Annotated in this window: 13 protein-coding genes; 3 read left to right on the forward strand and 10 right to left on the reverse strand. The window is 65.5% G+C overall.

Going from position 1 to position 14,283, the window contains the following annotated elements; genetic code table 11:
* Positions 1-15 precede the first annotated feature (15 nt).
* Positions 16-987, forward strand: coding sequence for a response regulator (locus WJ542_RS28715; RefSeq protein ID WP_411192945.1), 972 nt, complete (start codon positions 16-18; stop codon positions 985-987).
* On the opposite strand, the gene WJ542_RS28720 is transcribed toward WJ542_RS28715, so the two are convergent.
* Both WJ542_RS28720 and WJ542_RS28725 read right to left on the reverse strand, forming a co-directional pair.
* Entirely contained in the window at positions 966-2,732 is a 1,767-nt protein-coding gene (locus WJ542_RS28720; RefSeq protein WP_411192946.1) for a methyl-accepting chemotaxis protein, read from the reverse strand. The two genes, WJ542_RS28715 and WJ542_RS28720, sit on opposite strands and share 22 nt — an antisense overlap.
* 252 nt (positions 2,733-2,984) lie before the next feature.
* A complete protein-coding gene (locus WJ542_RS28725; RefSeq protein ID WP_411192947.1) occupies positions 2,985-4,697 on the reverse strand; it encodes an IlvD/Edd family dehydratase in 1,713 nt (570 codons plus the stop codon).
* Between the two features lie 308 nt (positions 4,698-5,005).
* Here WJ542_RS28725 and WJ542_RS28730 point away from each other — a divergent pair, with 308 nt between their 5' ends.
* Entirely contained in the window at positions 5,006-6,400 is a 1,395-nt protein-coding gene (locus tag WJ542_RS28730; RefSeq protein WP_411193530.1) for an MFS transporter, read from the forward strand.
* Between the two features lie 99 nt (positions 6,401-6,499).
* Here the strand turns inward: WJ542_RS28730 and WJ542_RS28735 are convergent, their stop codons facing one another.
* The 3 genes from WJ542_RS28735 to WJ542_RS28745 all read right to left on the reverse strand — a co-directional run bounded on the left by WJ542_RS28735 (position 6,500) and on the right by WJ542_RS28745 (position 9,003).
* Positions 6,500-7,396, reverse strand: a complete 897-nt coding sequence (locus WJ542_RS28735; protein ID WP_411193532.1) for a LysR substrate-binding domain-containing protein — start codon at positions 7,394-7,396, stop codon at positions 6,500-6,502.
* Positions 7,397-7,519: 123 nt separating this feature from the next.
* Positions 7,520-8,062, reverse strand: coding sequence for a cysteine hydrolase family protein (locus WJ542_RS28740; RefSeq protein WP_411192948.1), 543 nt, complete (start codon positions 8,060-8,062; stop codon positions 7,520-7,522).
* 371 nt (positions 8,063-8,433) lie between these two features.
* Positions 8,434-9,003: a GNAT family N-acetyltransferase gene (locus tag WJ542_RS28745; protein WP_411192949.1), complete on the reverse strand. Its 570-nt coding sequence runs from the start codon at positions 9,001-9,003 to the stop codon at positions 8,434-8,436.
* Between the two features lie 194 nt (positions 9,004-9,197).
* Between WJ542_RS28745 and WJ542_RS28750 the strand changes: the two genes are divergently transcribed.
* The gene (locus WJ542_RS28750) at positions 9,198-9,563 is read left to right on the forward strand and encodes a hypothetical protein (protein WP_411192950.1); all 366 of its coding nucleotides are present in this window, start codon (positions 9,198-9,200) and stop codon (positions 9,561-9,563) included.
* Between the two features lie 19 nt (positions 9,564-9,582).
* On the opposite strand, the gene bfr is transcribed toward WJ542_RS28750, so the two are convergent.
* The 5 genes from bfr to tssK all read right to left on the reverse strand — a co-directional run bounded on the left by bfr (position 9,583) and on the right by tssK (position 14,268).
* Positions 9,583-10,059, reverse strand: a complete 477-nt coding sequence (gene bfr / locus WJ542_RS28755; protein ID WP_411192951.1) for a bacterioferritin — start codon at positions 10,057-10,059, stop codon at positions 9,583-9,585.
* Between the two features lie 172 nt (positions 10,060-10,231).
* The gene (locus tag WJ542_RS28760) at positions 10,232-11,530 is read right to left on the reverse strand and encodes an L-fuconate dehydratase (RefSeq protein WP_411192952.1); all 1,299 of its coding nucleotides are present in this window, start codon (positions 11,528-11,530) and stop codon (positions 10,232-10,234) included.
* A gap of 121 nt (positions 11,531-11,651) precedes the next feature.
* Positions 11,652-11,999 carry a hypothetical protein gene (locus WJ542_RS28765; protein WP_411192953.1) on the reverse strand — a complete coding sequence of 116 codons (348 nt, stop codon included), beginning with the start codon at positions 11,997-11,999 and terminating at the stop codon, positions 11,652-11,654.
* 140 nt (positions 12,000-12,139) lie between these two features.
* On the reverse strand, positions 12,140-12,925 hold the full coding sequence (gene icmH, locus WJ542_RS28770) for a type IVB secretion system protein IcmH/DotU (RefSeq protein ID WP_411192954.1): 786 nt from the start codon (positions 12,923-12,925) through the stop codon (positions 12,140-12,142).
* Entirely contained in the window at positions 12,922-14,268 is a 1,347-nt protein-coding gene (tssK, locus tag WJ542_RS28775; RefSeq protein ID WP_411192955.1) for a type VI secretion system baseplate subunit TssK, read from the reverse strand. The genes icmH and tssK overlap by 4 nt, the downstream gene beginning before the upstream one ends.
* Between the last annotated feature and the right edge of the window lie 15 nt (positions 14,269-14,283).

A 14,283-nucleotide genomic window follows, 5' to 3' on the forward strand; every position in this document is an offset into this window, starting at 1 on the left:
TTTACTGAGGCAACCATGAGTTCGATAGTCAGACAGCCGGTGCTGTATCCCGTATCCGTAGTGTTCGTCGACGACAGCGCCGATTTTCTCCACGCCTTGCGCGGGTTCTTTCACGATGCGCCCATGCATCGCTTCTACACGGACCCGCACGAGGCGCTCGCGCACGTGGCTTCGCGGGCGGAGCGGCACGCCGCGAAGAGTCCGTTGTCGGGGCCGGCCTGGTCGGAATTCGAGAAGCGGGGGGGCAATGCGCTGGGCGAGGACGTGATGGCCGATGCCGCGCGCTTCGAGGATATTGCGGCGCTCGTGGTGGACTGCGAAATGCCGGGTATGGACGGCATTCAGTTTCTTTCCTCGGTGACCGGCACGGCGTGCTCGAAGATCCTGCTCACGGGGACGGCGAACGAGTCGCACGCCGTGGAGGCGTTCAACGCGGGCCTGATCGACTACTACCTGAAGAAGAGCGATCCGGCGATGACGCGCAAGCTCGCACGCGTGCTCGACGAGGCGAAGCAGAAGTATTGCGCGGGCCGTGGTCACATCGGCGTGCACGGGGTCGGTTCGATCTATGCGGCTCCGCAGACGCAGGAGGTGCTCGACGAACTTGCGCAGCGCGAGCGCATTGTCGAGTACTACTGGCGGCCCGAGCAGAACGCCGTGCTGACCCTCGATGCGCTCGGCAACACCGGCGTGTTTCTGGCGTGGGACAGCCGCGACTGGGTGGCGCAATGCGACGTCGTGGCGGACGAGGGCGGGCCGGCCGAGCTGCTCGAGGCCATGACGGCCCGAAACGCGATGCCGGTATTCTGGCCGGGCGAAGCGTATCGGCCAGGCTCGGCCAGCGTGCCCATGGCGACGCCGGTGCCGATGCCCGGCGTGGACGGCGCGCACTGGAGCTGGACCCGGCTCGATGCGGCGGTGCTCGAACCGGGCATGTCAACGTTTGCCGCCTGGCGCCAGCAGCGTCAGAAGGTTTCCCAGTCCTGACTGTCCCCCGCGGCTGCCTCGGCCGTTGCCGCGGGCTGGCGTGCGGGTGCCGCCGCGGCGCTCGGGCGGGACTTCAATACCGGTTCGCGCGGGGCTGCTGGACGCACCGGCACCGGCGCCTTGCGTGTGGAAACGGCCAGCGGCGCGGGGGCGGCAGGAGCGATCGGCGCGGCAGCGGCCGAGTAGGCGGCCCCGCCAATCCGGAACACCGAAACCACCTCGCGCAGGCCCTGCGATTGCGTGGCCATGGTCTGTGCCGCCGCCGACGCCTCTTCCACGAGTGCGGCGTTCTGCTGGGTCATCTCGTCCATCTGTGAGACGGCCCGATTGACCTGCTCGATACCCGAATGCTGCTCCTCGGAGGCGGCCGAGATCTCGCCCATGAGGTCGGCCACGCACTTCGCGGACTGCACCACTTCGTCGATCGTCGTACCCGCTTCGTCGACGAGCTTCGAACCTTCCACCACCTGCGTCACCGACTGGCCGATCAGTTCCTTGATCTCCTTGGCTGCGCTCGCGCTGCGCTGCGCGAGGCTGCGTACTTCGGCGGCGACCACGGCGAAGCCGCGCCCCTGGTCGCCGGCGCGCGCGGCTTCAACGGCCGCGTTGAGCGCGAGGATGTTGGTCTGGAACGCAATGCCGTCGATTACGCCGATGATCTGCTCGACACGCTCCGACGTGGTCGAGATAGCGTGCATCGTGGCCACGACGCGGCGCACGACCTCGCCGCCGCGCGCCGCGACTTCGGCCGCGTTGGCGGCGAGCGTATTGCCCTGGCGCGCGTTGTCGGTGTTGTGCTTGACCGTGGCCGTGAGCTCTTCCATGCTCGCGGCCGTTTCCTCCAGCGAGGCGGCCTGCTCCTCGGTGCGCGAGGACAGGTCGAGGTTGCCGGTGGCGATCTCGTTGGCTCCCGTGGTGATCGATTCGGCCGAGGTCTGGATGCGGCGGACGGTGTCCACGAGCTGATGCTGCATCTGGCTCATCGCATACAGCAGGCTGCGCTCGCCGCCGCCCGAAATTTTCACCTGCGCGCCGAGGTCGCCCGAGGCGATGCGCGCGCAGATCTCGGCCGCGTAGTCGGGCTCGCCGCCGAGGCTCGTGCGGATGCTGCGGATCAGCCAGAGCATGCCGAGCGTGATCGCCGCGCCGATCAGGCAGACCAGCGCGAGGTTGCTCGCGAGGGCGCGATAGAACGCGTCGTCGATGTCGTCCACGTAGACGCCCGTGAACACGTGCCAGTCCCACGCCGGCACGAAATCCGAGTAGGTGATCTTGCCGACGGGCGAGCTGTGCCCGGGTTTCGGCCAGACGTACTGACTATAGCGATTGCCGCCCGGCGACGAGCTTTTGACGATCGCCACGGCCACGTGCGTGCCCTGCGGATCGACCATGTCGGCCTGGCTTTTGCCTTCCATATCGGGCCTGGGCGGCACGAGCAGGGCCACGGTCTGCGAGTCGTAGATACCGAAGTAGCCGCTCTGGTCGGCTCCGTAGCGCATGTTGCGCAGCGCGGCGAGCGCCTGGCGCTTCGCGTCGTCGGTCGAAAGCTGGCCCGAGGCCGCCTGCTTCTGATACCCGGCGATGAGGCCCATGGCGCTCTCGGTCTGCTGGGCCAGCAGGTCCTTGCGGTCGTCCAGCATGCCCTGGCGCGTCATGACGGCGTTCGCCACGACCATGACGACGAGCGAAATCCAAAGCAGGGCGACGATGCTCCATGCTCGCTTATTCAACGATAGACGTTTCACTTTTCCGAGTTCCCGGTCTCTTGCGCTACCCAAAAACACCAATCTGGCAGCAGGGACTGCCTTCCCACCCTACATAACGGACGATTCGGCGCAATCTGAAGGTCTACGCGCAAACGATTGGCGAATGGGGGTGGGATCGAGGACGGGGAGATAGCCGGCCGGGCGGCGTGTCGCGTGCAGGGGCGACATGGGGCTCAAGGAGCGGGTGGGCGTCGGATCTTCGGGCTGCCCGCCCGCGGCATCGTCATGCGATCAATGCGATTCGCGCGGCACGGGCGCGCCGCTGGCCCCCACGAGGAAGTCGAGGTCGGCGCCTTCGTCCGCCTGCAGGACGTGCTTCACATAGAGCCGGTAGTAACCGCGTTCGGGCAGATCGGGCGCCTTCCATTCGGCCTTGCGGCGCGCGAGTTCTTCGTCGGAGACGTCCAGATGCAGGCGCCGCGCGTCCACGTCCAGCTCGATCATGTCGCCCGTGCGCACGAGCGCGAGCGGGCCGCCCGCCGCCGCCTCGGGCGAAACGTGCAGCACGACCGCACCGTAGGCCGTGCCGCTCATGCGGCCGTCGGAGATGCGCACCATGTCGGTGATGCCCTTCTTGAGCACCTTCTTCGGCAGCGGCATGTTGCCGACCTCCGCGAAGCCCGGGTAGCCCTTGGGCCCCGCACCCTTGAGGACCATGATGCAGGTTTCGTCGATGTCGAGCGAGTCGTCGTCGACCTTCTCGTGCAGTTCCTCCACGTTCTCGAACACCACGGCGCGCCCGCGATGGCGCAGCAGCGCGGGCGTGGCCGCGGAAGGCTTGATCACGGCGCCGTTGGGCGCGAGGTTGCCCTTGAGCACGGCGATGCCGGCCTTCGGTTTGAAAGGTTCGGCGAACGAGGTGATCACCTCGCTGTTGTAATTCGCCGCGTCCTGCACGTTCTCCCAGATCGTCTTGCCGTTGACCGTGAGCGCGCCGCGGTGCAGCAGGCCCTGCTCGCCGAGCTGGCGCAGCACTGCGGGCAGACCGCCCGCGTAGTAGAAGTCCTCCATGAGGTACTGCCCGGAAGGCTGGAGATTCACGAGGCACGGCACATTCGAGCCCAGCTCCCAGTCTTCGAGCGAGAGCGGCACGCCTATGCGCCGCGCGAGCGCGATCAGGTGAACGACCGCGTTCGTCGAACCGCCGATGGCGGCATTCGTGCGGATGGCGTTCTCGAAAGCTTCGCGCGTGAGGATCTTCGTCATGGTCACGTCGTCGCGCACCATCTCGACGATGCGCCGGCCGGCCAGATGCGCGAGCACCTGGCGGCGCGCGTCCACGGCGGGGATGGCCGCGTTGTGGGGCAGGCCCATGCCGAGCGATTCGACCATCGAGGCCATGGTGGAGGCGGTACCCATCGTCATGCAATGGCCGCGCGACCGGTTCATGCACGATTCGGCCTCGACGAACTCGGTCTCGCTCATGGTGCCCGCGCGCACTTCCTCGGACATCTGCCAGACGCCGGTGCCGGAGCCGATATCGCGGCCGCGGAAGCGCCCGTTGAGCATGGGGCCGCCGGAGACGGCGAGCGCTGGCAGGTTGCACGAGGCCGCGCCCATCAGCAGCGCGGGCGTGGTCTTGTCGCAGCCCACCAGCAGGATGACGCCGTCGATGGGGTTGCCGCGAATCGATTCCTCGACGTCCATCGAAGCGAGGTTGCGGAACAGCATCGCCGTGGGCCGCAGGTTCGTTTCGCCGAGCGACATCACGGGAAATTCGAGCGGCAGGCCGCCCGCCTCGCGCACGCCGCGCTTCACATAGTCGGCGAGCTCGCGGAAATGGGCATTGCAGGGCGTGAGCTCCGACCAGGTGTTGCAGATGCCGATCACCGGGCGGCCGTCGAACTCGTCGTGGGGGATGCCCTGGTTCTTCATCCAGGAGCGGTGAATGAAGCCGTCCTTGTCGTTGCGGCCGAACCAGCTTTGCGAGCGTAGCTTGCGCATGGTGTCTCCGTGCAGTGGGGGTCGTGTGGCGTTTTGCTCATTATCGGCCGCAACGCGCGCATGCGTTCTGTCCCTTCGGTTTGCTCCGCGGCGTAGCGCGGATCCGATGCGGTCGAGGGCCAGTCTAACGAAAAAATCGCTCGACTCATCGAAATTCAACGACCGTTTCGATCACATGGCCGTCACGCGCCGTCCCTATCCTGACGAATACATTGCGCCCCGGTTCCGCCGGGCCGGCTGTCTTCAGGGACTCCATTGTGACCTCTCAAACCGCGATCCAGACCGACGCGCTCACGCGGCTCGACAACATGCCGTGGACGCGCTTTCACACGCTGATGACCGTGGCGCTCGGCGTGGGCTGGGCGCTCGATTCGTTCGAGACCAACATCATCGGCAGCGTGTTCGGGGCACTCAAGGCGCAATGGCATCTGTCGCCCTCGCAGGGGTCGCTGGCCGTGAGCATCTGGGTGCTGGGCATGCTGATTGGCGCGATTGCGTTCGGCTATCTCTCCGACCGCTTCGGCCGCAAGCGCCTCTTCCTCGCCACATTGCTCTGGTACGCGGCGTTCAGCGTCGCCACGGTGTTTGCCTGGAACTACGAATCGTTCCTGTTTTTCCGCGCGATGACGGCGCTTGCCGTGGGCGGCGAATATTCGGCCGTGACGGCGACGATGGGCGAATTCATTCCGAAGCGCCATCGCGGCCGCACCGATTCGATGATCCTCTCCGGCTTTCCCGTGGGCGCGCTGCTTTCCGCCGCCGTCTCCTGGGTGGTCCTGAATAATCTCCCCTTCGACATATCGTGGCGTGTGGGCTTCGGCTTCGGCACCACCATGGCGCTGCTGTTCTTCTGGATTCGCCGCGTGATTCCCGAGTCGCCGCGCTGGCTGCTGCAACAGGGCCGCGTGGCCGACGCCGAGGCCGTGGTCGAGCGCATCGCCGCCGCGGCCACGCGAGACCGCCCGTCCGCCGAGCTGTGCGCGGCCGTGGCCAGACGTTACGCACCCACCGCGTTCGTGCCGCAGCATCCCACCTTCTGGCGCAACGTCGGCGCGCTGCTCGGCAAGTACCGCGTGCGTTGCGCGCTGGCGAGCGCGCTGAACTTCTCGCAGGCGGCCATCGTCTATGGCGTGCTTTCGCTGATGGCGCTCGTGATCCTGCCGTACATGAAGGTGCCCGCCGCCTCCATGCCCATCTATTATCTTTATGGCAATGCCGCCGCGCTTGCCGGCGGGTTGACCGCCGCATTGCTGGTCGAGGCGTGGGGGCGGCGCGCGTCGCTGTTCGTGAGCTATGCGTTCACCACGCTCGCCGTGTGCGTGATCTATGCGATGCACACGCTGGCCGGCATGGTGATCGGCTACTGCCTGGTCCAGTACGGCGTGACCTGGGCGTATATCTCCGGTTACGTGGTTTCCTCCGAAGTGCTGCCCACGCGCATCCGTGCCACGGGCCTGGGCGTTTCGGTGGCGGTTGGCCGCGTGGGTGCCATGGTCGCGCCGCTCCTGCTTACGAGCGTGTTCGCTTCGTCGGGCACACCTTCTTCGGCCTTGATCGTGCTGCTCGTGCTCGCGTTGCCGGGGCCGTTCGCCGCCGCGCTCTGGTGGTGGCAGGGCCGTGAGACGCGCAATGTCTCGCTGGAAGAGGGCAGCACGCAGGGCGTTGACGAGACGTGGGCGGAACCGGCCGCCGTGGCGCGCTGAAATACGGGGCCCGCTGCCGGATGACCTGATGGTCTGGTTCCTGCGCGCCCGTGCGGCGGGTAGAGCCCTGCCGGCAGCGTCGGCCTGGCAGCAAGCTCGTCAAGTTCGAGGCAGCGGGTATTCTCGCACCACCGGCCGGCACCGTTCGACCGCCGCGAAGAACGACGCCACGAGGCGGCTCTCGCGCCGCTCGCGCAGGCAGCACACGTGGATATGCGTGACGACGGGATCGCCTTCGATGCGCAACGGCCGCAGCCGCTCGTCGGGCACGTATTCCGCCTGGGAGACCGTGCCGACGCCAAGTCCGCGCGCGACGGCTTCGCGCAGCGCTTCCCGGCTGCCGATTTCCATTGCCACGCGCGGCGCGAGGCCCGCGTCGTGCAGGGCGTCTTCCAGCGCGCGGCGCGTGGTGGACCCGGGCTCGCGCATCAGGAGCGGCTCGCCCACGAGATCCTTCAGCGTGATCGAGCTGCGCATAGCGTAGGGGTGCTGAGCATTGACGAACGCGATCACCGGGAATGTTGCGTAGTGCTGCATATGGAAGCGCTCGTCCTCGAATGCGCGCGCAAGGATCCCCACGTCGCACGCGTACTGTTCGAGGCCGAGCAGCACTTCCTCCGAATTCCCGAGCGTGACCGAAAGATGCATGCGCGGATGCAGCGCGTGCCAAGCCTCGATCATTTCGGTGACGTGGAACGGGCCGACCGCGCCGATCTTCAGCGTGCCGCGCTGGAGCACGCCGCTGTCGTGCAGGAGAGAGATGGCGTCGCTCTCGTAGCCGCTGATGCGGCGTGCGAGCGGCAGGAACGCCAGCCCGACTGCGGAAAGCTCCGCGCGCCGGCCGCGCCGGTGAAAGAGTTCGACGCCATGCTCGTGCTCGAGCGCCTGGATCTGCGAGGTGACGGTCGTCTGGCTCATGGAGAGCGCCCGCGCGGCGGCCGTGAAGCCGCCGTGCTGCGCGACGGCGATGAAGCTGCGGATCTGGATGAGGGTCATGGCGGACATTCAACGAAAAAATCGTCCAATTACGCGATTTCGAACGAAAACCTCAATGTAGGCGCGCAATATGACAATCACGGTTCCGCGATGGGCCTCCGCGCGATGGCGCTTTCGCTGACGTCAGAACGTGCAGGCTTGTGTCTCGCGCAATTGCACGAAGGCGCCCGTCAACGTGGCGTTGTGGTGCGCGACGATTGCCGCTGCCGGGAGCGCGGGCGTGTCCATGCAGGTATGCGCATCGGCGATCAGGATCGTGCGCAAGCCAAGATCGGCGGCCGCGCGGCAGGTGCTGTCCACGCAGTACTGCGTCTTCATGCCGGCAATCATCAGTTCACCGATGGACGCCTCGGCCAGCCAGCCGGCGAGCGGCGTGCCGTGAAAGCAGTTGGGCCGCGTCTTGTCGAACACGGTGTCCCGCTCGTCATCGACAAGCAGATCCGGCAGCAGGTGCGTGAGCGGGCTGCCGGGCTCGATGGGCGAACCCGCAGGCCCGGTATGGCGTGCGGCGAAGATAGGCGCGTGGGCAGCACGCGCCTTGCGCACGAGCGAGTTGATGTTGGCGAGGATGCGTGCACCGTCGTGCGGGAGATCGGGGCCGGCGAACAGACCGCGCTGCATGTCGATGATGAGCAGCGCGCGACGCGGCGGATGGGATTCAGGCATGGCGTTTCTCCGGTTGAGCCCGTGGCGGACGGAGAAACGACAAGGCCCCGTCCGTTGCGGGCGGGGCCTTGGGGGGGATTCGTTATCTTGCGCTCGCGTCTCACCCACACGACCCGCCCGAGGCGGTCGTGGTGGTGGTCGCAGTCGTGAAGAGGGCGCAGATCATGCGGGACATCTTGCCGGACAGGCTGAGGGGATGTCAATGCCTGTCGTAAAAACGCTCGCTTCGTCAGGTGCGAGGGATCGGTGGCGATCCGTTTAAGGATCTAGTCATTGATCAGGACTTCTGAGGTTATCGCGAGGCGCACGGGATGCTCTGGACGAAGCGTGACGTGGTGGGGTGGCGTGGCTCCCACTGGAACAGCCTTCATTTAATCGCCGAGGGCGATACGGAACCGCAGAGCTTCGGCGCCGCCATAGGCGGCCGCTTTCCTGAACCGCTCGACCAGAATGCCTCCGGACGACGCGATCACCTTCTGTGACGCCAGATTTTCCGGATCCACGGTCAATTCCACGTATTCCAGCCCCTCGCCCTGCGCCTCGGCAAGCATCAGGCGCAGGGCTTGCCCGGCATAGCCGTTCCCGCGTTTCCACGGGACGATGGAGAAGCCCATATGTCCCGGCACATGCGGCGGCAAAATCGATGTTCCAGGCTGCCAGCGGAATCCGATCGAGCCGCAGAAATGGTCGTCGAAGATCCATCTCGTGATGCCTGGCAGGCGGGGGATGACGGTGCCGTCGGGCAGGGGGATGGGGCCGCCGGCGGCGGTCGGGTCGTCGAGGCTGGCAACGAATGCCTCAGGCGCCTGCGCGATGGCCTCCAACTGCTCTCTGGCGGCCGCTTCTTTTCGAATATTATCGGGAGACCAGCCCGCTTCCAGTGCCAACACGTAGGCGGGCAGCAGGGCGAGCGATGGCGTTTCGAGCTGGATTTTTCCCATGACTTCGACGGTTCCTGGACGCCTCCATTGTCGAGGATCGCGGCTTCGCCGTCGAGATGAGGTGCTCAGGTAGGTTGTTCGCGGCGCTGCCCGTTTCCAGGCAGCTTATGCCGGATGCCACTACAATCCTGCACTTCGATCCCCCAGCTTACCGCGCCATGAAATACCTTCTCGCATCGGCAGTCGCAGCGCTCATGGCGACGTCCAGCGCGATAGCGCAAGCCCAGGCATCCAGCAGCGGCGTCACATCCGCGGATCAATGCTCCATTGGCTATGTCACCGGCGCCGGGGGCGCGCTGCAGAGCATGCGCGAATATCTCTCGCTGCCCGAGCGCGACCGGGTTCGCTATATCGCGGACCATCCGATCCAGTGCCAGGTCTCGGACGACGGCCGCACGTCCGGTTGCACGGGCGTCGACGATTTGCGCAGCGAGCGCGTGAGCGTGTACGACGACATCGACAGCACGCTCATGGCCGTCGTCGCCCACGTGGAGCTCGACCACGGCACCTATCCGGCGATCATCGCGGTGCAGAAGAAGGATTTGCAGTGCGATCAGTGAGTGCGCTTGCAGCGGCCGCTCAGCTTGCCTTGCCCATGCCCGATTGCTGGTAGTTCTGGATGCCGACCTTGTCGACGAGATCGATCTGGATTTCCAGCCAGTCGATATGGTCTTCGGTGTCGTCGAGGATTTCAACGAAGATCTCTCTCGACACGTAATCCTTTACCGTTTCGCAATAGGCAATCGCTTCCTTCAACGTGGCCTGCGCGGTCTGTTCGAGCTTGAGGTCGCAGTGAAGCACCTCTAGCGTCTCTTCGCCGATCATGAGCTTGCCCAGATCCTGCAGGTTGGGCAGTCCGTCGAGCATGAGAATGCGCTCGATCAGCTTGTCCGCGTGCTTCATTTCTTCGATCGACTCTTCATACTCGTGCTTGCCGAGCGCTTCGAGTCCCCAGTGCTCGTAGAGCCGCGCATGGAGGAAGTACTGATTGATCGCCGTGAGTTCGTGTTTCAGTTCGGCGTTCAGATATTCGATAACCTTCGGATCGGCTTTCATGTTTTCTCCCGGTTCCCGCCCCATGTCAGGTTCGATGGTCTCCCTGCAGGATAGGCGTTAAGCGCGAAAACGACGCGAATGATGGCGGGAAAGCGAACCGTTCCGGTTCAGGTGGGCCGTAACGTCTGACAAAAAGCGTCCACACGGCGACGGCTGCCCTTGCCGCGCCGCCTCAGGACCGCCACGCCGGGCCGTCAGGAAAGGTGTGCGCGGCGAGAGACGATGCACGCATTTCGATGCTGTAGCCGGGTTGTTGGGGCGGCATGTAGCGGCCATTACGGATCACGACGGGGTCGATGAAATGCTCGTGCAGATGATCCACGTATTCGAGCACGCGATTTTCCAGCGACGCCGACACGCAGATATAGTCGAAGAGCGAAATGTGCTGCACGTATTCGCACAAGCCGACGCCGCCCGCATGCGGGCATACCGGCACGCCGTACTTCGCCGCCATCAGCAGGACGACGATCACTTCGTTGAGCCCGCCCAGGCGGCACGCATCGACCTGGCAAAAGTCGATGGCGTGCGCCTGCAGCAACTGCTTGAACATCACGCGATTCTGGCAATGCTCGCCCGTCGCCACGCCGATCGGGCGGATGCGCTGGCGGATGGCGGCGTGGCCGAGCACGTCGTCGGGGCTCGTGGGCTCCTCGATCCACCACGGGTCGAACTCCGCGAGCCGCCGCATGTTCGCGACGGCTTCGTCGACGTCCCACACCTGGTTGGCGTCCATCATCAGCTTGCGGTCCTCGCCGATCTCTTCGCGCAGAATGCGCGCGCGCCGCATGTCTTCCTCGATGTTGCCGCCCACCTTCTGCTTGAAGTGCGTCCAGCCGTTCGCCACGCCTTCGCGCGCGAGCCGGCGGATCTTGTCGTCGTCGTAGCCCAGCCAGCCTGCCGACGTCGTGTAGGCCGGATAGCCTTGCGCGAGCATTTGCGCCTCGCGCTCGCCCTTCGTCTTCGCGTGGCGATTGAGCAGCGCCACGGCTTCTTGCGGCGTGAGGGCGTCGGTGACGTAGCGGAAGTCGAGGCAGCGCACGAGTTCTTCGGGGCTCATGTCGGCGAGCAGCTTCCACACCGGCTTGCCCTGCGCTTTCGCCCACAGATCCCAGACGGCGTTGACGACGGCCGCCGTCGCGAGATGGATAGCGCCCTTGTCGGGGCCGATCCAGCGCAACTGGCTATCCGAGGTCAGCGCGCGCCAGAACGCGCCCATGTTGCCGGCGATCTCTTCGAGTGTCCTGCCGATCACGAGCGGCGCAAGCGCCTTCGCCGCGGCCACGCAGATTTCGTTGCCTCGCCCGATGGTGAATGTCAGGCCGTGGCCGGTCAGTCCCGCGGGCGAATCGGTTTCGAGCGTCACATAGGTTGCCGAATAGTCGGGCGCGGCGTTCATCGCGTCGGAACCGTCGAGCGAACGCGAAGTGGGAAAGCGGATGTCCTTGACGGACAGAGCGGTGAGGGTGGTCATCTGAAACTCCTGCCGGCACGCAAGTGTTGCCCGGGCAGCGCCGCGACAGCTTCGGGCCGGATCGGGCAGAGCGGATGGATAGCCCAACGATTCTACGACTCGCGGCGAGAGTTCGCTCGGCTTATCGATTCGCAGGCGTATTGGCGCTTTCCCGGCGCAGGCACAAGCTGCCGACGAGAAGCACGACCTGTGCCGCGAGCCATGCGTAGAACGCAATGCCGAGGCCCGCGACAGGCGTTCCCTCGGCCTCGTTGAAGTACCACTTCGTGGTCAGCGGCGAGTACAGGGCGCAGGCGACACCCACGCCGCAGAAAATGCTGGCATAGCCATAGCGTCTGCGCAGGCCCAGCACGAAGGCGATGGCATAAAACGGATTGGCGAGCCATGCGGGGTTCGCGTCCAGAAGACCGAACCAGCCCTGAGCGAGAAGGGCGATTCCAGGCAGGGGCGCTTCCCTTTCGAAATACATTGCGGGCAAAAACAACGAGACGGCGTATAGCGCGATAGAGGCGCAAAGCACGACGCCCCGCGTGCTACGCGGAAACGAGTCAAAGTGCGCCGTCATGGCTCATGTGCCGCCGCGTGAAAAGGTCGCCGTCCCGGCTCCGCTCAAGGCAGCGAGATCGTCAGATTCGCCGATTCGGGCCCGACCTTGATGATCTGCGAGTAGGGCGCGAGCGCCTTGAGCGTCTGGTCTTTCAGATACGAGTTGAGCCCGAGAAACGCGAGCAGCGCGACGAGTCCGAACACGGCGCCGATGCTCCACAGCGGCACCTCGCGCTTCAGCCGGTGCGAGATCTGGTCCGGCAGCGGCCAGTGCGGTGCGAACGGGGCGCGCTTGCCTTTCAGGTGGGCGATTTCGTCGCCGATGCGCGCGGTCAGATAGGCCAGCTTCTCCGGCCCTTCGAGCAGGTACTTGCCGCGAAATCCCAGCAGCAGGCACATATGGAACACTTCGAGCGATTGCAGCCGCGCGGCGCCGCGCGAACGGCACTCTTCGAGATATTCGAAGAATTTTTCGCCGGCAAGCTGCTCGCCGAACAGCACGAGTTGCAGGGGGCGGCGTTCCCAGTCCGCGCGGATCCTGAGCTGCGAGGACAGCACGAGCTCGTCGATGGCCGCGCAGAACGCGAACTTGGCGGCATACACGTCGTCGGCCGCGATATTGAGCCGCTTCGCGCCGCGCTCGAACTCGGCCAGAAATTCCTGGATTCGCGTGCTGAACTCCTGCGCGCTTTCGGGTTCCCGGCCGTTCTTCAGCAGAAACAGCATGAAAAACCCGTCGTACAGCAAGTCGAGCAGCGAGCGCGCCTGGAACGCGTTGTCGGTCGACGAGGCCGTTGGCCGCGTGGGCGGCGGCGTGCTGCCGCCAAGCAGGGAGGGAGCGTAGTTCATGATGTGACGGCGATCAGTTCGAATTTCAGGTCGTTGATGCCAGACGGCGCGTAGATCATTGCGGACTGGGCCTGCAGCATGCGTTCATAGAGCGCGCCGCGCGAATCGAGCGCGAAGTAGCAGGCGCCCGGCCGCACGGGAATGGCGGGCGGCACCTGCGGCGTGTACGTGAGCCGGACGCCGGGCATGGCCGAGAGCACGAGCTTGTCGACGTCGTCGGGGGCGCCGACCTTGAAGCGCGCCGGCACGGCGTCGATGAGCTCGACGCTCGGCATGTCCGCCGACACCGCGAGATAGAACGCGGTCTTGTCGTCGATCTTGCCCGAGTCGAGCCGGCCGACGTGGAACGACGGCCGCACCTCTTCGAGCGTGATCGCGAAGTAGCGCGTCGAGATCACCGTTTCGAGCAGCTCGCGCAGCATCGTATCGAGCAGCGCGAAGCCGGGGCCCGGATCTTCGTGGCGATAGACGGGGAGATCGGCGAGCGCGTAGCCCTTCGAGAACGTCATGAGCTGGCCTGCGAGGCGCAGCAGCTCCTGGAAGAGCCGTTCGGGATGCAGCGACGCATGCTGATGCAGATGCGCCAGCGCGGCGAACGCGGCGTTCGCCGTGTGCAGGAGCCAGAACGAGGCAATGTCGCCCGAACGGAACTCGATGATGTTCTTCGACGGTTCGCGATGGAAGCCGTAGAGCGCGTTGACCTTCGCCTGCAGCGCATCGATCAGTTGGCGCAGCCGCTGGGTCAGCAGTGACGAGGCGTTGATCGCGAGACTGGGCGGCACGAAGTTGTCGTCGATCTCGAATCCCGAGGTGGCCGTGCGGCGCACCCGGACGAGCGGCACCGAAAGCAGTTGATCGCGCGGCTCGCCTTCGGCGATGAGCTTGACCTGCGTCTTCAGGAAGTCGATATCGGCTGCGGCCGCATCGGTAAAGTTGTCGCCGACGCTCGAACGCTCGCTGACGAAGCGCGTTCTGAAGCCGCCGCCCGGATCGTCGCTGTAATTGGCGGCGTTTTCGCGCAGCGGGTGCAGCGCCAGATAGAACACGAAGTCGTTGATGCCTTCGGGCAGCGTGTCGAGCGCAATGGGCGGCGGCAGGCCGTCGGCCTGCGGCGCCGAGTACAGCGTGCCATCCTGGAACACGAGGGAGAGCTCGCGTACGCGCAGCACATTACTTGCGAGCGAGTCGCGTTCGAATTCCACCGAGCGCACGCCCCAGTTGTAAGGCTGGATGGCCTGGATCGATTCGAACAGGCGGGCTTCGTGGTAGGCGTCCTGCCGCTGGAAGTGCTGCGGCCGCAGGAACAGTCCTTCTCCCCACAGCACCTTGGCCGAATAACTCATGTCACACCTGGTTTA

This window comes from Paraburkholderia yinzeri, assembly GCF_046581065.1.
GTDB lineage: Bacteria > Pseudomonadota > Gammaproteobacteria > Burkholderiales > Burkholderiaceae > Paraburkholderia.